The organism is Methylobacterium sp. W2 (assembly GCF_020662345.1).
Classification (GTDB): domain Bacteria; phylum Pseudomonadota; class Alphaproteobacteria; order Rhizobiales; family Beijerinckiaceae; genus Methylobacterium.
In genome coordinates, this window is record NZ_VMOA01000036.1 from 21,760 (window position 1) to 38,721 (window position 16,962).

The 16,962-nt window shown below is 68.9% G+C and carries 17 protein-coding genes; 7 read left to right on the forward strand and 10 right to left on the reverse strand.

The window, feature by feature from the left end:
- Positions 1–21 precede the first annotated feature (21 nt).
- Entirely contained in the window at positions 22–897 is an 876-nt protein-coding gene (locus FPV16_RS18540) for an AraC family transcriptional regulator (RefSeq protein WP_227439854.1), read from the reverse strand.
- A gap of 161 nt (positions 898–1,058) precedes the next feature.
- On the opposite strand from FPV16_RS18540, the gene FPV16_RS18545 reads away from it, so the two are divergent.
- Positions 1,059–1,643: a DUF308 domain-containing protein gene (locus FPV16_RS18545; RefSeq protein WP_227439855.1), complete on the forward strand. Its 585-nt coding sequence runs from the start codon at positions 1,059–1,061 to the stop codon at positions 1,641–1,643.
- A 25-nt stretch (positions 1,644–1,668) separates the two neighbouring features.
- Complete coding sequence (locus FPV16_RS18550) at positions 1,669–2,376, forward strand: hypothetical protein (protein ID WP_227439856.1); 708 nt, start codon at positions 1,669–1,671, stop codon at positions 2,374–2,376.
- A gap of 201 nt (positions 2,377–2,577) precedes the next feature.
- On the opposite strand, the gene FPV16_RS18555 is transcribed toward FPV16_RS18550, so the two are convergent.
- Positions 2,578–4,293, reverse strand: a complete 1,716-nt coding sequence (locus FPV16_RS18555; protein WP_227439857.1) for a DEAD/DEAH box helicase — start codon at positions 4,291–4,293, stop codon at positions 2,578–2,580.
- Positions 4,294–4,576: 283 nt separating this feature from the next.
- Between FPV16_RS18555 and FPV16_RS18560 the strand changes: the two genes are divergently transcribed.
- Complete coding sequence (locus FPV16_RS18560; RefSeq protein WP_227439858.1) at positions 4,577–5,671, forward strand: NAD(P)/FAD-dependent oxidoreductase; 1,095 nt, start codon at positions 4,577–4,579, stop codon at positions 5,669–5,671.
- Between the two features lie 14 nt (positions 5,672–5,685).
- On the opposite strand, the gene FPV16_RS18565 is transcribed toward FPV16_RS18560, so the two are convergent.
- The 6 genes from FPV16_RS18565 to FPV16_RS18590 form a co-directional block, all read right to left on the reverse strand.
- A complete protein-coding gene (locus FPV16_RS18565) occupies positions 5,686–6,111 on the reverse strand; it encodes a GFA family protein (protein WP_227439859.1) in 426 nt (141 codons plus the stop codon).
- 75 nt (positions 6,112–6,186) lie between these two features.
- Entirely contained in the window at positions 6,187–6,909 is a 723-nt protein-coding gene (locus tag FPV16_RS18570; protein ID WP_227439860.1) for an FAD-binding oxidoreductase, read from the reverse strand.
- Positions 6,902–7,507 (reverse strand): sulfite oxidase-like oxidoreductase, encoded by a 606-nt coding sequence (locus tag FPV16_RS18575; protein WP_227439861.1) that lies wholly within the window; start codon positions 7,505–7,507, stop codon positions 6,902–6,904. Before FPV16_RS18575 ends, FPV16_RS18570 begins: the two co-directional genes overlap by 8 nt.
- 58 nt (positions 7,508–7,565) lie before the next feature.
- The gene (locus FPV16_RS18580; protein WP_227439862.1) at positions 7,566–9,059 is read right to left on the reverse strand and encodes an HWE histidine kinase domain-containing protein; all 1,494 of its coding nucleotides are present in this window, start codon (positions 9,057–9,059) and stop codon (positions 7,566–7,568) included.
- A gap of 338 nt (positions 9,060–9,397) precedes the next feature.
- Complete coding sequence (locus tag FPV16_RS18585) at positions 9,398–9,697, reverse strand: hypothetical protein (protein WP_227439863.1); 300 nt, start codon at positions 9,695–9,697, stop codon at positions 9,398–9,400.
- Between the two features lie 209 nt (positions 9,698–9,906).
- The gene (locus FPV16_RS18590) at positions 9,907–10,821 is read right to left on the reverse strand and encodes a LysR substrate-binding domain-containing protein (RefSeq protein WP_227439864.1); all 915 of its coding nucleotides are present in this window, start codon (positions 10,819–10,821) and stop codon (positions 9,907–9,909) included.
- Positions 10,822–10,935: 114 nt separating this feature from the next.
- Here FPV16_RS18590 and FPV16_RS18595 point away from each other — a divergent pair, with 114 nt between their 5' ends.
- The 4 genes from FPV16_RS18595 to FPV16_RS18610 all read left to right on the forward strand — a co-directional run bounded on the left by FPV16_RS18595 (position 10,936) and on the right by FPV16_RS18610 (position 14,821).
- Positions 10,936–11,322: a tautomerase family protein gene (locus FPV16_RS18595; RefSeq protein ID WP_227439865.1), complete on the forward strand. Its 387-nt coding sequence runs from the start codon at positions 10,936–10,938 to the stop codon at positions 11,320–11,322.
- 208 nt (positions 11,323–11,530) lie between these two features.
- On the forward strand, positions 11,531–12,640 hold the full coding sequence (locus FPV16_RS18600) for a glycosyltransferase family 4 protein (RefSeq protein ID WP_227439866.1): 1,110 nt from the start codon (positions 11,531–11,533) through the stop codon (positions 12,638–12,640).
- The gene (locus FPV16_RS18605; protein WP_227439867.1) at positions 12,633–13,748 is read left to right on the forward strand and encodes a glycosyltransferase; all 1,116 of its coding nucleotides are present in this window, start codon (positions 12,633–12,635) and stop codon (positions 13,746–13,748) included. The genes FPV16_RS18600 and FPV16_RS18605 overlap by 8 nt, the downstream gene beginning before the upstream one ends.
- On the forward strand, positions 13,745–14,821 hold the full coding sequence (locus FPV16_RS18610; protein WP_227439868.1) for a glycosyltransferase: 1,077 nt from the start codon (positions 13,745–13,747) through the stop codon (positions 14,819–14,821). The genes FPV16_RS18605 and FPV16_RS18610 overlap by 4 nt, the downstream gene beginning before the upstream one ends.
- A gap of 210 nt (positions 14,822–15,031) precedes the next feature.
- On the opposite strand, the gene FPV16_RS18615 is transcribed toward FPV16_RS18610, so the two are convergent.
- Positions 15,032–15,880: a glycosyltransferase family 2 protein gene (locus FPV16_RS18615; protein ID WP_227439869.1), complete on the reverse strand. Its 849-nt coding sequence runs from the start codon at positions 15,878–15,880 to the stop codon at positions 15,032–15,034.
- Entirely contained in the window at positions 15,877–16,623 is a 747-nt protein-coding gene (locus FPV16_RS18620; RefSeq protein ID WP_227439870.1) for a PIG-L deacetylase family protein, read from the reverse strand. The genes FPV16_RS18615 and FPV16_RS18620 overlap by 4 nt, the downstream gene beginning before the upstream one ends.
- Between the last annotated feature and the right edge of the window lie 339 nt (positions 16,624–16,962).

A 16,962-nucleotide genomic window follows, 5' to 3' on the forward strand; every position in this document is an offset into this window, starting at 1 on the left:
CCGCATGGGCCGTCCGAAGACTCAGATCTCGTCCCGTGGCGGATGCCCGAACAGGGCCTTGTAGGCGCGGCTGAACGCGGCCTCCGAGGTATAGCCGATCCGCAAACCGATCTCGCCGACCCGCGCTTCGCGCCTCGCGAGCATGTCCCGCGCGAGATGGAGCCGCCACTCGTTCTGGTATCGTAGCGGCGCGCGTCCCACGAGCTCGGTGAACCGCTCGGCGAAGCCCGAGCGGGACATGCCGGCCGCGCCGGCCAATTCGTCGAGACGCCAGGGCTGCATCGGCCGCTCGTGCATGAGCTTGAGCACGCGTGCGATGCGGGCATCGGACAGGCCGCTCAGCCAGCCGGACGAATGCCCGAGATGGACCCAGGTGCGCAGGGTGCGAATGACGAGCAGATCGATGATCCGCGAGATCATCAGGGCCGCGCCGGGCTGCGCATCGGTCGTCTCGCGCATCATGAAATGCACCATGCCGTCCAGCCATTCCGCCCCCTCTTCATGGCGGATGTGGATGTGGTCGGGCAGGGCCGAGATCATGCCGCGCAGGCTGTAGGGATCGAACCAGAACCGGCAGAGGATGATTTTGGTCGGCTCCGATGACCCCAGGAGCCGCGCCGTTCCGGGACCCCGGGGCAGAAGTATGAGGTCGCCCGTGTCGATCACGAGGGGTTTCTCGGCGCCACCGCCGAATTGAAGCGCGCCCGCGGCGACGACGAGAGCATGCGCCGCGTCCGCATCCAGCTCCAACGGCTCGCTATGCGAAACGCTACGGGATTGGACCCGATCGCCGGTGAGCCGGATCTGCGCCAGCACCTGCGACAGGAGATCGGCATTCGCGGCGTCCGGCGGACCCAACTCCGGACGATCGGTCAAGTCTTTCCGCGTATCCGTCATGGCTGATACCGGCCCCGAAATTTACACATGCGGTCAGTGAAGACGTCCCGCCGTAACACGAACGGACGACGTCTCACGAAGACCTGAGGATCTCGCCGCTCACGTCGCGCGCGATGATTTGCCGATCCTTGGAATGGTCTACACACGAGAAGGACACCGACATGGCAACTCCTACCGCATCACGTTGGCTGACATCCTATTACTTCGCCCGAGCCGGGGTTTCCGCCGCGTGGGTCGCCGCCGCCGTAACCGTCGGACCGACCATGCCTCCGGTCGCGGCGGCACTCCTCGTCGCCTATCCCGCCTGGGATGCCGTGGCCAATCTTGTCGATGCGCAGCGCAGCGGCGGATGGAGAGCCAATACCAGCCAGATCGTCAACGCCGCGATCAGCGTCGTCACCGCTGTCGCGGTCGCCGTCTCCCTCGGAATGAGCCTCCATGCGGTGCTCGCGGTGTTCGGCATCTGGGCGATCCTCGCCGGCCTGCTGCAACTCGCCACCGGAATCCGGCGCTGGAAGACGGGTGCGCAATGGGCGATGGTTCTCAGCGGAGCGCAATCGGCGCTCGCGGGCGTCTTCTTCCTCACGAAGGCGAACGGCGTCGCCGTGCCCGGCATCATGGATCTCGCGCCCTACGCCGCGTTCGGCGCGTTCTATTTTCTCCTGTCGGCTTTGTGGCTGACACTGTCTCGGTACCGCCGCGGTGTTGCGGACATGCGGGCTGCACGATCGAAGGTGGCGGCGTGATGGGCGCAGAGGAGGCGAGCCGACCATGACGCGAATCCTGCCATGGCGCCTGGCCTTCTGGGCGTGCCTTCTGGCGGCCGCCTCCGCGCTCGCCCATCCGATGGTGGGGGAGGGAGCGAACATGAATCCCGATTGGCGGGTGGAGCCTCATCTCGGGATCGGTCGTCTCGTCTTCGGCCTCACCTCGGCGGAGGTCGCGGCCGTGGCGGATCCGGTCTACGGCGTGCCCACGCCGCTCATCGGCGGCGCGGAGGCCGCCGCCGATACCGACGCCATGATCGCCGGGTTGGGCGCCTCGCTGTCGGCGGCCGACGTCTCGGCCATGAGACAAGCCGCCAGGGATCTGGCGGCCATGGACCGGCAGAACCTCGAGAAGGACCGCACGCCGATCCTACTCGAATACCGCGACGGCCGGTTGGACGGCGTGACGGTCGAAGCGCGGCATGCCGGGACGCATTTTCGCAACGAGCGCGTCTTCTCGCTGACGGCGCGGGAGGTGCTGCGGTTGTTCGAGCGGGCGAACGGTGCCCCTGGCCGGTTCCGCTCAAACGAAGCCGCGTTCGACACCCTCGCGGTCTCGCTCTTCGCGTTCAGCCGGGTCTCACCGGACGGCAAGGTTCAGGTGGTGCGGGACGACGACCCGGATTTCGCCGGGCGCTCCGTGACCCTGCGCCGGACGCCCTACCGGCCCGCGAACGAGATGGACCAGTTCGTCACCGCATCGTTCGACTGACCGAGCGGTCTTGCCGGCACTCTTCCCCCCCGCGCGAGCGGCTGCCGGCTTCTCACCTCTGCTCGACGGCTATCAGCTCTATCCAAGAGGGTTCGATAGGCGCCACGGGTTCCCTCTCCTGAAAGGAGAGCGGACCCGCGCATCCCGCGTTAGGTGTGAATGCCGTAGCCGCACGCGGGAGGAGAGGGATGCGGTCTTCCCTCAGCGCGGCTTGCGCTGCGGCGGCTTCTTGCCGGCTTCGCGTTCGTGGCGGGCGGCGCGGGGGCTCTTGAAGCCCTTCGGGCCCTCGGCCTCGCGGTCGGGCTCGCCGCCGAGCAGCGCCTCGACCTGGATTTCCGGCGAGCCGTTCTTGGCGAAGGTGGCGGCGAAGCGCGAGGCGGCGCCGCCGCGGATCTCGAACTTGGTCTCCCGGTCGAAGATGCGGATGGCGCCGATCTCCTGGCGGCCGATATTGCCGCGACGGGTCAGCATCGGCAGGAGGCGGCGCGGGTCGGCGTTGTCGCGCCGGCCGAGATTGAGCCGGAACCAGACCGAGGGGCCTTCCGCATCGATCCGCGCCGAATCGGCGGGGTCGTAGACCTTGCGTTCCTTGCGCTCGGGGCCGGCGCCCGGATCGGTGACGTCCTCGGGCTCGGGCAGGCGGGCGCGGTAGATCTTGGCCAGAGCGGCGGCGAGTTCCTGCGGCGTGCGCTGGGCGAGCAGTGCCTCGCCCATGGCGAGGTCTTCCTCGGCCGGCGTCTCGGTGAAGAGCGGGTCCTGCCACATGCGCTCGCCGTCGAGGCGGCGGATCTCGTCCGCCGTGGGCGGGGCGGCCCATTCGGCGTTGACCTTGGCGATGGCGAACATCTGCTCGGCGCGGCGGCGCTTCGAGGCCGGGATCAGCAGGACGCTGGTGCCCTTGCGGCCCGCGCGCCCGGTCCGGCCGGAGCGGTGCTGCAGCACCTCGGCATCGTGGGGCAGGTCGGCATGGATGACGAGGCTCACGGTGGGCAGGTCGATGCCGCGGGCCGCGACGTCGGTGGCGACGCAGACCTTGGCGCGGCCGTCGCGCAGGGCCTGGAGTGCGGCGTTGCGCTCGCCCTGGCCGAGTTCACCCGACAGGGCCACCGCCGAGAAGCCGCGCTCGGTGAGCACCGCCTGGAGATGGCGCACGGCGTTGCGGGTATTGCAGAAGACGATGGCGGTGGGCGCATCGGTGTAGCGCAGGGTGTTGACCACCACGTGCTCGATCTCGCGCGGTACCACGCGCACGGCGCGGTAGGTGATGTCGGTATGGCCGCGCTCCTGGCCCTTCACGGCGATGCGCAGGGCGTCGTTCTGGTAGCGCTCGGCCAAGCTGGCGATGGCCTTCGGCAGGGTCGCCGAGAACAGCAGCGTGCGCCGCTCCTTCGGGGTCACCGACAGGATGAATTCGAGGTCGTCGCGGAAGCCGAGATCCAGCATCTCGTCGGCCTCGTCGAGGACGGCGACGCGCAGGTTCTGGGTGGCGAGGTTGCGCCGTTCCAGATGGTCGCGCAGGCGGCCCGGCGTGCCGACGACGATATGGGCGCCCTCGGCCAGGGCCCGGCTCTCGCGGCGCGGGTCCATGCCGCCGACGCAGGCGATGACGCGGGCGCCGGTCTCGGCATAGAGCCATTCGAGCTCGCGCTGGACCTGGAGCGCGAGCTCGCGGGTCGGGGCGATGACGAGGGCCAGGGGCGGGCCGGCCGGCTCCAGCCGCTCGGCATCGCCGAGGAGCGTTTCGGCGAAGGCGAGGCCATAGGCGACGGTCTTGCCGGAGCCGGTCTGGGCCGAGACGAGGAGGTCGCGGCCCTGGGCCGCCGCCTCGATCACAGCACTCTGGACGGGGGTCGGGTCTTCGTAGTTGCGGGCCTCGAGCGCTCGGACGAGCGGGGCCGGCAGGGTAGGAAAGGGCACGGGGCAGGGGCCTTGCAGGCAGACAAGGCAAACCCTGCGGATTCGACTCGCCCTTCGCGGCGACGTCGCTTCATCCGGTCGTGGGTCCGGCCTCGTTCGGTTACGGAGAGGTTGCTTCTAACTGCAATGGCGCCGTGACGCCACGCCCCATGCTGCAATGCTTCCAAGCGTCGTTTGCGTAGATCCGGGAGCGCGCGCCGGCCCGCTCCTCCCGTCATCTGGCTGTTCTCCGTCCGATTCGGCTATCCTCGCCCGGTCGTCAGCCCTCAGGCAGGAACCCCGGATGGACGTACTCGTCATCGGCGCTGGAATCGTCGGCCTCGCGGTGGCGCGGGTCCTCGGCCGGCGCGGGCATTCGGTCATCGTCGCGGAATCCGAGGGCGCGATCGGGACCGGCGTGTCGTCGCGCAGTTCCGAGGTGATCCATGGCGGGATGTACTACCCCGCCGGCTCCCTGCGCGCCCGCCACTGCACGCAAGGGCGGCGGAGGCTCTATGATTTCTGCTGGAGCCACGGCGTGCCCCATGCCCGGCCGGGCAAGCTCATCGTCGCCACGTCGGAGAACGAGCGGGCCGCCCTCGAGGGGATCGCCGAACGCGGCCGGGCCAACGGCGTCGAGGGTCTCGTTGTCCTGGAGGGGCGGGAGGCCCGCGCTCTGGAGCCGAATCTGTCCTGCGTCGCGGCGCTGCATTCGCCCGAGACCGGCATCGTCGACAGCCACGCCCTGATGCTGGCCCTGCAGGGCGAGATCGAGGATGCCGGCGGGGCCATCGCCTTCCATAGCCCGGTCGGGGCGATCCGGCGCGATCAAGGGGGCTGGCGGGTGGAGGTCTGCGGCGAGGAACTGCCCTTCGACGCCGTGGTCAATGCCGCCGGTCTCGGGGCGCAGGCGGTGGCGCGGGCGGTCGAGCCCTATCCGGTCGAGCGGATTCCGCGGCAAGTCCTCGCCAAGGGCAGCTATTTCGGCTGCCTCGGCCGTCCGGCTTTCTCGCGCCTGATCTATCCCGCCCCGATGGAGGGCGGCCTCGGCATCCATCTCACCCTCGATCTGGCCGGCCGCATGCGCTTCGGGCCGGATGTGGAATGGGTGGAGGCGCCGGATTACGTCGTCGATGCGGGCCGCGCCGAGGCCTTCACCCATGCTATCCGGCGCTACTGGCCGGGGCTGCCCGATCACGCCCTGACGCCGGATTATGCCGGCATCCGGCCGAAACTCACCGGACGGGGCGAGCCGGCGGCGGATTTCCTCATCGACGGACCGGACGAGCATGGCTTGAGCCGCCTCGTCCATCTCTTCGGCATCGAGAGCCCCGGCCTGACCTCGAGCCTGTCGCTGGCGGAGGAGGTGGCGGACCGGCTGGTCGGGGCCGAGGCCTGAGGATGTGGCGCCGTCTAGCTCTCGCAAACGAAGCGCAGTGTGCCGGCGAGGCGGGTCGTGCCGCCGGTATCGTTCGGGTGGTTCACGCCGTCGAAGACGGGGATCTCAGCGAAGTCGAACGGGCTGAGCCCGTCGAGGCAGGCGACGTTCACACCATACTGGTTCGGGTTCGAGCGACGCTGGTGGTGCGTGTAGATTCCGCAGCGCGAGCAAAAGAAGTGCTGCGCCACACCGGTATTGAAGCGATAGCTCGTTAGGGTGTCAGCACCCTGCAGCACCTTAACGCCGCCGGTCTCCGCCGAGACCACGACGGCCCCCCGCATCCGGCAGTACGAACAGGTGCAGCGTCGGATCGTGCCGAGGCCGGCGCTGAGCGTCGCCTCGAAGCGAACGGCGCCGCAATGGCATTGTCCGGTCCGCTGATTGAAATCGGCTGCCATGGCGTTTCGAGCTCCGCTTGCTGAGACTATCCAAGGGGATGCCGGAGATGGTTTTCGTCTCCCGTCCCCCTCAGATCAGCCGCCAAAACGTTCCGTCCGGATGAGGCCCGGCTCGATCCCGGCATCGAGGAGGAGGTCGGCCGCCTGTCCGACGAAGGCGTTTCCGCCGCAGATATAGACGTGGCGCGGAGCACCGAGCCGGTCCAGGGCTTCGCCGATCATCGCCCCGTCGACCCGCCGGCCGCCGGCCCGCGTCAGGGTGAGCATCAGGTCGAAATGCGCCTCGTCGCGCGCGCGGACGGCCAGTTCTTCCGCCGCGATGATCTCACTCGCATTGCGCACCGAATACAGCAGCAGGGCGGGCACCTGCGGGGCCGCCGCCGCGCGGTGGCGCAGCATCGCGAGGAGCGGCACCACGCCGGAGCCGCCGCCGACGAGGAGGAGGGGGCCGCCATCCTCCGGGCGCCAGACGAACGAGCCGCCGATGGGACCGCGCAGCTCGATCGTGTCGCCGATCTCGGCCACGGAATCGAAGAAGCCGGAGACCTCGCCATCGGGCAGGCCCTCGATCATCAGCTCGATCGTGCCGTCCGCGCCCGGCGCCGAGGCGATGGAGTAGCTGCGCTGGGCCTGATAGCCGTCCGGGGCCGTCAGGCGCACGTCCACATGCTGCCCGGCCAGAATCGGCCGGTCGAACGCGATGCGGAACCGGTAGCTCTTCACCCGCCGCGTGACCGGTTTGATCGCCAGAAGCGTGGCGGTCTGCCAGGGGAGGGGCCGTGCGACCGGATCAATCACCGGTGAAGCGCTGCTCGCGCCAGGGATCGCCGTACATGTGGTAGCCGCGCAATTCCCAGAATCCGCCCTCGTCCTTCTTGGTGAAGCGCAGGCCCTTCACCCATTTGGCGCTCTTCCAGAAATACAGGTGCGGCACGAGGAGCCGGGCCGGGCCGCCGTGATCGGGTTCGATCGGCTTGCCCTCGTAATGGGTCGCCACCATCGCCTTCGGGCCGGTGAGATCGGCGACGGGCACGTTGGTGATGTAGTCGTCATAGCCTTCGGCGAGCAGATACTCGGTGGGGGCCGAGATCCCGGCGGCGGCAAGGATGTCGTCGACGCTGACGCCCTCCCAGCCGGTGTCGAACTTCGACCATTTCGTCACGCAATGGATGTCGCCGCGCCATGCGGTGCGGGGGAGGGCGGAGAATTCCTCCCAGTTCCAGCTCTTCAGGGGGCGCGAGCCTTCGCGCAGGGTGAAGCTCCAGCGGTCCATGTCGATGCGCGGGTTCGGACCGATCTGCAGGACGGGGAAGTCCTGTTCGAGATACTGGCCCGGAGGAAGCCGTTCGCGCGTCGCTTCCGGCGGCCGTCGTCCCGTGAAACCGCGTGTCGCCATGCCCGTCTCCGTCCGCGCGCTTGCTGAGCGTCTTCCTTCGAGCTTCGGCCCGAGCGGGTCAAGCTGTGCCCGGACACTCGCCCTCGTCCTGCAGACGTCCCGGCAGGATTCCCTCGGCGACGAACAGGATTCCCTCCGGCCGGTACGCGATCTTCGCGGTCCCGTCGATTTCCTGCGCGAAGGCGCGCTCGATGAGCCGCGAGCCGAACCCTGTCCGCGTCGGCACCGGCACCGGCGGCCCGCCCGATTCCTCCCAGGTGACGCGGAAGCGGCGCGGCCCGGTGCCGTCGAGGAGGCTCCAGGAGAGCCGGACCCGCCCGGTATCGTTCGACAGCGCGCCGTATTTCACCGCGTTGGTGGCGAGTTCGTGGAGCGCCATGGCCAAGGCCAGGGCACTGCGCGGCGGCAGCCTGATCTCGCCGCCGTCGAGGTCGACGCGCTCCCGCCGCTTGCTCTGGAACGGGGTGAGCGCGCGGTCCGCGATATCGGTGATGGCGGCGCTGTCCCAGGCCTCCTCGGTCAGGACGTCGTTCGCCGCCGCCAGGGACACCACCCGCGCCTCGAGGGATCGGCCGGCCTCTTCGAGGGAGGGCGCGGTGCGCAGGGTCTGCCGGATGATCGACTGGATGAGCGTCAGGGTGTTCTTGACCCGATGGGTCAATTCGCCCGCGAGCAGGCTGCGATACTCCTCCGCATGCTTGCGCTCGGTGATGTCGAGGCAGATGCCGGCCATGCTGACCGGCGTTCCATCGGCGCGGTAGAAGGTCTGGCCGCGGATATGGACCCAGCGCAGGTCGCCGGACGGCGCGATCACCCGATACTCGATATCGTAATCGACGTTCCGCTCGATGCAGCGGCGCACCTCGGCCAGCATCCGCTCGCGATCGCCGGAATGGATCATGGCGAGCCATTCGTCATAGCTGAGCGGCGCGTCGGGATCCCGCCCGAAATTCATCCGGAAATGGTCCGACGTCTCCAGGGTCATGCCGACGAGATCGAGGGTCCAGGAGCCGAGCCGGCCGGCGCCGAGCGCGAAACGCAGGTTGGTCTCGCTGCGGCGAAGCTCCAGGCTGCGGCGCTCGACCTCGGTCTCCAGGGCATCGCGGTCGTTCTGCAGCCGGACGAGACGGTCCCTCTCCAACGTCACGTCGAGCTGGGAGGCGAAGAGATAGGCGACCTTGCGATTGGAATCGAAGACCGGCGCGATCAGAAGGCGGTTCCAGAAGACCTCGCCGTTCTTGCGATGGTTAAGAAGATCGATCTCGATCGGGACGGCCTTGCCGATGGCTTCGCGAATGCGCGCGACATCCGCCGGATCCGTCTGCGGACCCTGGAGGAACCGGCAATTCCGACCGAGCACTTCCGCACGCGCAAAGCCGGTGGCGCGCTCGAACGCGGCGTTCACGAACACGACCGGGGTGTCGGGCAGGTTGGGGTCGGCGATGACCATCGGCATCCGGGTCGCGCGCAGAGCCGCGGCGAAGGGATCGGGCCCGTCGACGGAGCGCGCGATTTCCGAGGCGATCCGCTCCTGTTCGGAGACGTGGATCACCGCACATCGTCCAGGATGATCGAATGCCTCACGCGTCGCCTCGACATACAATCGGACCCGTTCGCCAGGAAGCGATTCGGACGGGATACGTTGTACGCCCGAGTTAAGCCCAAGCAAGGCTTCATCTCGACTTATCGGTCGGCGCGAGCGAGATGGTTTCCCGAACGGTTAATTTGCCTCAATTAGTGTATGTTTACATACATAAGATAAGGCCTCCGACGTTGTGTTGTGAACCACGTCCGAATCGACACGCTCGACGGCTCTCGCCGACCCAGAAACGCGGAACGCCCGCCGCGGTGGAACCGGGCGGGCGCTCTTTGACTGTCGGAGTGCGTGGTTCAGCAGCCCTTGGCGGCGTCCGCGGCGGTGGGCTTGCCGTCCTGCTGCTTGGCCACATCGGAGGCCGAGGTCGCCGTGTTGGCGCCGACATTGTTCATAGCGCCGACGGTGCCGGGCGACTCGGCCTTCGCGCCGGGGCTCACATTGCCGGTCGCGGCGGGATCGACCTTTGAGCTCTTGTCGTTCGTGGCTGCCTTCCCGTCCGCCGTCGAACCGGTCGCGCAGGGAGCGGCGATGGCCATCGCGGAGCTGAGCATGACGATGGCGCCGGCGCCGACGAGCTTGGAAATCTGTCGCATCTATTCCTCCAGGAAGTAGTTCTGCCCTCACAACGGAAGCGGGGCTTCATTCGTTCCCGGATCTTTCTGAATTGTCCCGCTTACGGAAAGACAAAATCGCAAGGGACGGTAAGGACAAGCTTATCAGTGCGGTGGTGCAGTGCGCCGTTGTTTGTGCTCGTTGTTTTGCGTTGCACAAGATCGTCCACGGCGAACATCTAATGCTGTGATTATCGATGCGGGGAGACGATCGTCGAATGATCCATTTCGTCGACGGCGACGCTCAGGACCTCTGTGAGGAGCGAGGCGAGACGTTCGACGGCCGGATCGGACCTCGCCGGAGCCTTGAGCAGACGCAAGGACAGAGACGGCAGATCGGGCAGGCCCGATTCCGTCGCATCGAGCGCCGTGACGGAGGCGGGCAGGCCGTGGGGGGTGCGAACGGTCAGGCCGAGTCCGGCCGAGACGGCGGCCCACAGGCCCGCGAGACCCGGACTGCTGAACGAGATCCGCCAGGGGATCGCCGCCGCGTCGAGGGCGCTCAGGGCGGCGTGCCGGAACAGGCAGGGCGATCCGAACAGGACCAGGGGAAGGGGGCGGTCGGCGCCGGGCGTGATGCCGCGACGCGGTCCGATCCAGGCCATCGGCAGGGTTCCGAGGACGGCGCCGCCCCGCTCACCCCCTTCCTCGTCCCAGAGGAGCGCGAGATCGAGATGGCCCTCGTCCAGGCCCGAGCGCAGGGTCGCGTTCCGGTCCACCTGCGCATCGATCCTCACGCCGGGATGCAGGCGCGCGAAGCGCCCGAGGGTCTCCGGAAGCCAGGTCTCGGCGAAATCCTGCGGCAGGCCGATCCGGACCCGGCCGGACAAGGCCGGCGAACCGAGCGCACCGAGGGCGGCATCGTTCAGCTCCAGCAGCCTGCGGGCATAGCCGAGCAACATCTCGCCCGCTTCGGTGAGGACGAGACCGCGGCCGAGCTTCTGCACCAGGACCTGTCCGACCTGATCCTCGAGCTTGCGCAATTGCAGGCTGATCGCAGAAGGCGACCGGCCGAGCCGTGACGCCGCCTTGGCGAAGCTGCCGAGCTCGATCCCGGTCACGAACGACCGCAGCACGTCCATGTCGAGGTTGACCGGCAGCGGCATTGAGTTTTTCCAAACGATTGGTTCAGAATTACGAGATTTTCCAAATCATCCTGTCGAGGCAAGCTCCCCTCGTCAATCGCGGATCGTCCGCGATGCGACAGGGAGAAGAGCGTCATGCCGTTCGTGAACGTAAAGATCGCAGGTCCGGGCATCGAGGCGGATCAGGTCGGCCGCCTGCAGAGCGGCGTGACGGCGCTGATGGCCGACATTCTCGGCAAGAACCGCGATCTCACGGCCGTCCTCATCGAGGAGGTACCCGCGACCGGCTGGCAGGTGGGAGGGCGGCCGGTCGCTGTCGCGGCGCATGTCCAGGCGGCCATCACCGCCGGCACCAACGATGCGCAGGAGAAGGCCCGCTTCATCGCCGAGGCCAACGCTTTGCTGCATCGCGTGCTCGGGGACGCGTTGCCGCTCGCCACCTATGTGGTGGTCCAGGAGATCGCGGCCGATGCCTGGGGCTATGACGGCCTGACGCAGGAGCACCGGCGGCTCACGCGCTGAACGTCGGCCGACCGAACGGTAGGAATTGGACAATCGCGATATCGGTGAGGTCGTTCGGTCGGCGTTCACCTGTGGTGCCCTAAATGGACACAGTAGAGGTCTGCGTCGGCCTCACTGTCGCGTCGAACGAGACCGTGGGGGCACTCCAGTGTCCGTCGGCCGCGTCACTCGCGGCGTAGGACACTCGAGAAGTGATGTCTGCAGCCCCGTGAAGATCGCCCTCCTCGCTCACCTGAAATACCCCATCGCCCAGCCCTTCTCCGGGGGGCTCGAGATGCACACGCATCTCCTCGCGAGCACCCTGCGTGCCCGCGGCCACAGCGTGACGCTCTACGCGTCCGAAGGGTCGGACGCGCGCGGATGCCTCAAGGCGATCTGCCCGCCCACGGGCAGCGCCATCGACGACGAGTCCGGCCTGCGGATCGACCGCGCCGAGCTCGCGGCCTACGAGACGATGGTGGCGGATGTGGCGCGGGGCGACTTCGATATCATCCACAACAACAGCCTGCATTACTTGCCGTTGCTGCGCGCCCGCGACCTCGGCGCGCCGATGGTGACGGCGTTGCATACGCCGCCCTTCGAGCCGTTCGTGCGCGGCGTGAAGGCGCGGGCGAACGACATGACCTTCGCCGCCGTCTCCGAATCCTTGGCCCGCGAGTGGCTGCCCTTCCTCGACGATCCGCTGGTGATCGGCAACGGCATCGATCTCGACGCCTTCGCCTATTCCTCGGTGCCCAAGGGCGAGCCCCATGCGATCTGGATGGGGCGCCTCGTCCCCGAGAAGGGCCCGCATCTCGCCATCGATGCCGCCCGCGTCGCCGGCATCCCCCTCAAATTTGCCGGCCCGCAGAGCAATCGCGCCTATTGGGACGCCGAGATCGCGCCCCGTCTCGGCCCGGACATCACCTATCTCGGCCATCTCGGCCATGCCGAACTCGCCCGTCGCGTCGGCAAGGCGCATGTGGCCCTGTGCACGCCGCGCTGGGAGGAGCCGTTCGGCCTCGTGCTCGCCGAGTTCCTGGCCTGCGGCACGCCGGTGGCGGCCTTTGCGCGCGGCGCCATCCCCGACATTCTCGACGAGACGTCGGGCGTTCTCGCCCAGGCCGACGATCCGGTGGATCTCGGACGTGCGCTCACCTGCGCGATTCGCCTCGACCGGCACGATTGCCGCCGCCGGGCCGAGCACCTGTTCGATGCCGACACGATGACCGACCGCTACGAGGCGATGTACCATGCCGAAATCCGCCGCTGGTCGACCCCCGTCTCCGTCCGTCCGGTCCCGGCCGGCGCTCGCGCACCCCTCCTCGACAATGCGTAGCGGCCCGCTTTCCCTCGGCCGGGCCGTCGTCTGCGTCCCCGCCCGCAACGAGGCCGAGGTGCTGCCGCGCCTCGTGCGCTCCCTCGACCGGCAGATCGGTTCGGGAGACGGCGCGCTGCTGCGCGTGGTGATCCTGGCCAACAATTGCACCGACGACACGGTGTCGCTGATCCGCGCGATGGAGCGCGACGGCGAGACCCGCCGCCTCGATCTCCGGGTGATCGAGGCGTCCGTCCCGCGCGACGTCGCCCATGTGGGCACCGCGCGCCGGATGGCGCTCGATGCGGGCGCCGACTGGCTCGACGCCGACGGCGTCGAGGACGCGGTCCTTCTCAGCACCGATGCGGACGCCGTCGCCGCCCCCGGCTGGGCCCGCGCCAATCTGGCGGCCCTGGAACATGCCGAACTCGTGGGCGGCCGCCTCGTCATCGTGACGGAGGAGAGCGAGAACCGCGACCCGGAGATCCACGCGCTGCATCGCCGGATCGAGCGCTACTGGGTCGCGGTGCGCGCCCTGGAAGAAGCCGTCGATCCCCCCGCCCACGATCCGGCGCCCCGCCACGGTGACCATGTGGCGGCGAGCCTTGCGCTTCGCGCCGCGCTCTATCGCGCGGTCGGCGGTCTGCCCGCGATCCCCTGCGGCGAGGACAATGCCCTCGTCGCCAAGGTCCGCCTCGCGGGCGGGCGCGTGCGCCATTGCCCCCATGTCGCGATCTCGGTGTCCGATCGCGGCACCGGCCGGGTCACCGGCGGCATGGCCACCGAGATGGCAAGGCGCGCCCGCGTCGTCGCGGGCGAGGAGAATTACCTCCTACCGCCGGCGAGCCACTGGCTCGCGGTGATCGAGCGACAGCGCGCGTTCCGCCTCGCCTGGAGCGCTCAAGGGGGGCCGGAAGCCGGGTTGCGGGCGCTGGGCGTCTCGGCCGAGGACATCGCCGCCATCGATCCGGGCGCGTGCGTCAACGCCATCGCCTTCGCCGAGCGCGTGGGCGAACGAATCGGCGAGAGCGGGCCCGAGCCGTCGCAGATTCCCCTCGACGAGGCCATTGCCGGGCTCGATACCCTGCTAGCCCGGTTGATCGACCGGCCCCGAGCGCGCGTCGCGTGAGCGAGGCCGCGGCGCGCCGGCGCCCCGTCGGCTACTACGTGCATCATCAGGGCGCCGGTCACTGGCAGCGCGCGAATCTCATCGCCGCCCGCCTGGACCGGCCCGTGACCCTCATCGGCACCCTGGCCGAGATCGACACCTCGTCCGCCAACGGCGCGATCCTCGACCTGCCCGACGACCGCCTCACCGGCTTCGATGGCCAGGACGGCGAGGCGATCCGGCCCGAATGCTTTCATTATGTCCCCGTCGGCATCGACCGCATCCGCGCCCGGATGGGGATGCTCGCCGCCTGGATGGCGGAGCACGATCCGGCCCTGCTGATCGTCGACGTGTCGGTGGAAGTGACGCTTCTGGCGCGGCTTCTGTCCGTGCCGACCCTGGTGGTGCGCCTCGCCGGTCACCGGACCGATACGCCGCATCTCGAAGGCTTCCGCTCGGCGGAACGCCTGCTCGCCTTCAACCCGCCCGAGATCGAGACCGCCGGCACGCCGGATTGGGTCAGGGCGAAGACGCTCTATGCCGGCTTCCTGGCGGACGCTCCCAAGGCCGGCGCGGCCGATGACGGTTCCATCGCGGTGATCTACGGGCGGGGCGGGACCGGCGGCTCGGCCTCCGACCTCGCGGCCGCGGCCCGTGCCGTGCCCGACCGGCACTGGCACGTGCTCGGTCCGGTGGAGCCCCTCGGGACCGACGCCCCGCCGAACCTGCATCTCCACGGCTGGGTTGCGGATACCGGCCCTTATCTCGACCGCGCCGCCCTCATCGTCGGCGGTGGCGGCGACGGCGTCGTCGCGGCGGTGGCGACGCGGGCCAAGCGCTTCCTATGCCTGCCGGAACCCCGCGCCTTCGACGAGCAGACGGCGAAAGCCGACGCCCTGGCGGCGCTGGGTGCGGCGATCGTCCGTCCGACCTGGCCGGACGCCTCGGACTGGCCCGCCCTCATCCGCGCGGGTCTCGCCCTCGATCCGACCGTGATCGGCGGGCTGGTCCAGGCCGACGCCATCGGACGCACGGCGGCGATCATCGAAGACGTCATCCAGGGAATCGAGCGGCGCCGCGGGCCTCGGGTTTAGCGCCTATCTGAGGTGGTGGTCCAAGCCTTCACCTCATCCTGAGGTGCCGCGGAGCGGCCTCGAAGGAGGCGTCCAGGCATCGCCTCGGTGTCTGGAGGGCTCCCTCAAAGCCTCCGCTACGCTCCGGCGCCTCAGGATGAGATGGATTGGGTGGGATGCCCTCGGTTGTGATGTCTGAGCGCAAAGCCGCCAGTGGTTCAACACGAAGACTTAAAAAGGCCGGTCGAGCGGCACCCGCGCGGCGTCCATCTCGTCCGCTGTGGGCATGCGCAGGATCGTCGGCGCCTCGCGCCAGTTCGGCGGCAGCAAGCCCAACCGCGCGAAGGCGTCGAGCCAGCCGTCCATGGGCCAGAGGCCGTGGCGGGCGTGGAAGCGCGTCGCGTTGGCGATGATGTCGGCGAAATGCTGGAGCGGCGGGTCGAACGCCCCGTGATACTGGTGGAAGGCGTGGCCGCCCGCGCTGAACACGATCGGGATGCCGGCGGCATCGGCCCGGAAGGCGAGGTCGGTATCCTCGGCGCCGTAGCCGTCGAAGGCTTCGTCGAACCCGCCGATCCGGTCGAAGGTCGTGGCGCGGACCCCGAAGGCGAGGGACCAGAACAGGCCGGGATTGTCGGTGCGGGCGAGGCCCGAAGCCGGGAAGCTCCGCACCGGGTGGGTATGCCCCAAAGCGCGCAGGCCCGCCTCGGTCCAGTCATCGTCGACGGCCCTCGCGGGCAGGTAGCTCACCTCGCAGCAAATCAGCCCATCGGCCTGGCCGAGATCCGCGTCGAGACTGGCGACGAGATCGCCCGAGGGAATGCAATCCACATCGAGGAAGATCAGGTGATCGCCGCAAGCCGCGCGACGCCCGGCATTGCGGGCACTGGCGAGGGGCAGGCCTGCGCTCCGATGATCGATCCGGCGGACGGGAAAACCATGATCGGGGAGGGGGGCGGGGTCCGCCCCCATCTCCACCACGATGCATTCGGCCGGATGCGTTCCCCGGCCGAGCCCTTCGAGCAGGCGCGCCAGATGCGCGTCGCGGCCCTTGTTCAGGGTGATGACGGTCGCGCTCATGCGGCGTCCGCCGGCATCGCGACGAAGATCTCGTAGGGGCCGAGGAAGCGCGCGATCATCTCCGGCGCGAGGCGAAAGCCCGTCGGGTCGTCGGCAATGAGGTCGGTGGTCTGCGAGCGATGCGCCGCCACGGCCCGTGCTTTGGCCGCCACATGCGCGCCGACATCGACGCGGTAACCCACGGGAGGCGCGCCGATTTCGGTGCCCTTCGGCAGGGTCCAGCCCCAGACCGGATAGGCGAAGGCCTTCGTCGTCCCGAGTTGCGGCTGGGCGAGCCGCACGATGGCGGCCGCCGCCTGATGGTCGCAATGGGGATCGTGCGCCCAGGTCACGCAGACCGCGCCGGCCCCGCTCTCCCGGGCCACGGCCACCACCGCATCCGCCGCCGCCTGCGCCTCCGGCCCGGTGCTTGGCACCCCCGCATCGGGCAGGCGCAGGAAGGTGACGTTGGCGGGCGCGAGGCCGAGCGCCGCCACCGCTTCCAGCGTCTCCTCTTCGCGCAGGGCCCGGAGGCGGAGCGGCGGATAGAGGGCGGAATGGGTGTGCGAGCCGCAGCCGTCGCTGACGATGACGAGCCGCACGTCGCGCCCGCGCGCGCAGGCCTCGGCGATGAGGCCGCCGCAACCGAGGCTCTCGTCATCCGGATGCGGGGCGACGACCACGAGGCCGCCACCATCGGTCAGGGCATCGAGATCGGCCACGGGCAGGGTCTCGGCGGCGGCGAGAAAGGCGTCGGCATGCATGGAAGCGATTAGTCCCTGAGAAAGGATGGCAGCGCCATCGCCATGATTGTCCCGACCCTTCCCCTCATCCCTACGGCATCCACACATGTCGCGGGCCGCGCGGGTCCCCTCTCCTGGAAGGAGAGGGACAGGGTGAGGTGTGTGGGCTTTCCGGAAAGGAACCACACCTCACCCCAGCCCTCTCCTTCCAGGAGAGGGAGCCCGTCGCGCCTCAGCTCGAACCCTTTTGGATAGAGCTAACGGCCTTCGAGCAGATGTGTGAATCTAGTAGCCACAAAGGGGAGAGGGGTGCGCTCTGGTTGATAGAGCAAATGGGTGAATGCCGTAGCGATGAGGGGA

Excerpts from the sequence above, each read along its gene's own strand:
- FPV16_RS18615 (WP_227439869.1), bottom strand. The coding sequence starts at position 15,880 with ATGAGCGCGACCGTCATCACCCTGAACAAGGGCCGCGACGCGCATCTG.
- FPV16_RS18595 (WP_227439865.1), top strand. The coding sequence starts at position 10,936 with ATGCCGTTCGTGAACGTAAAGATCGCAGGTCCGGGCATCGAGGCGGAT.
- FPV16_RS18590 (WP_227439864.1), bottom strand. The coding sequence starts at position 10,821 with ATGCCGCTGCCGGTCAACCTCGACATGGACGTGCTGCGGTCGTTCGTG.
- FPV16_RS18540 (WP_227439854.1), bottom strand. The coding sequence starts at position 897 with ATGACGGATACGCGGAAAGACTTGACCGATCGTCCGGAGTTGGGTCCG.
- FPV16_RS18585 (WP_227439863.1), bottom strand. The coding sequence starts at position 9,697 with ATGCGACAGATTTCCAAGCTCGTCGGCGCCGGCGCCATCGTCATGCTC.
- FPV16_RS18545 (WP_227439855.1), top strand. The coding sequence starts at position 1,059 with ATGGCAACTCCTACCGCATCACGTTGGCTGACATCCTATTACTTCGCC.
- FPV16_RS18605 (WP_227439867.1), top strand. The coding sequence starts at position 12,633 with ATGCGTAGCGGCCCGCTTTCCCTCGGCCGGGCCGTCGTCTGCGTCCCC.
- FPV16_RS18575 (WP_227439861.1), bottom strand. The coding sequence starts at position 7,507 with ATGGCGACACGCGGTTTCACGGGACGACGGCCGCCGGAAGCGACGCGC.
- FPV16_RS18560 (WP_227439858.1), top strand. The coding sequence starts at position 4,577 with ATGGACGTACTCGTCATCGGCGCTGGAATCGTCGGCCTCGCGGTGGCG.
- FPV16_RS18565 (WP_227439859.1), bottom strand. The coding sequence starts at position 6,111 with ATGGCAGCCGATTTCAATCAGCGGACCGGACAATGCCATTGCGGCGCC.
- FPV16_RS18550 (WP_227439856.1), top strand. The coding sequence starts at position 1,669 with ATGACGCGAATCCTGCCATGGCGCCTGGCCTTCTGGGCGTGCCTTCTG.
- FPV16_RS18620 (WP_227439870.1), bottom strand. The coding sequence starts at position 16,623 with ATGCATGCCGACGCCTTTCTCGCCGCCGCCGAGACCCTGCCCGTGGCC.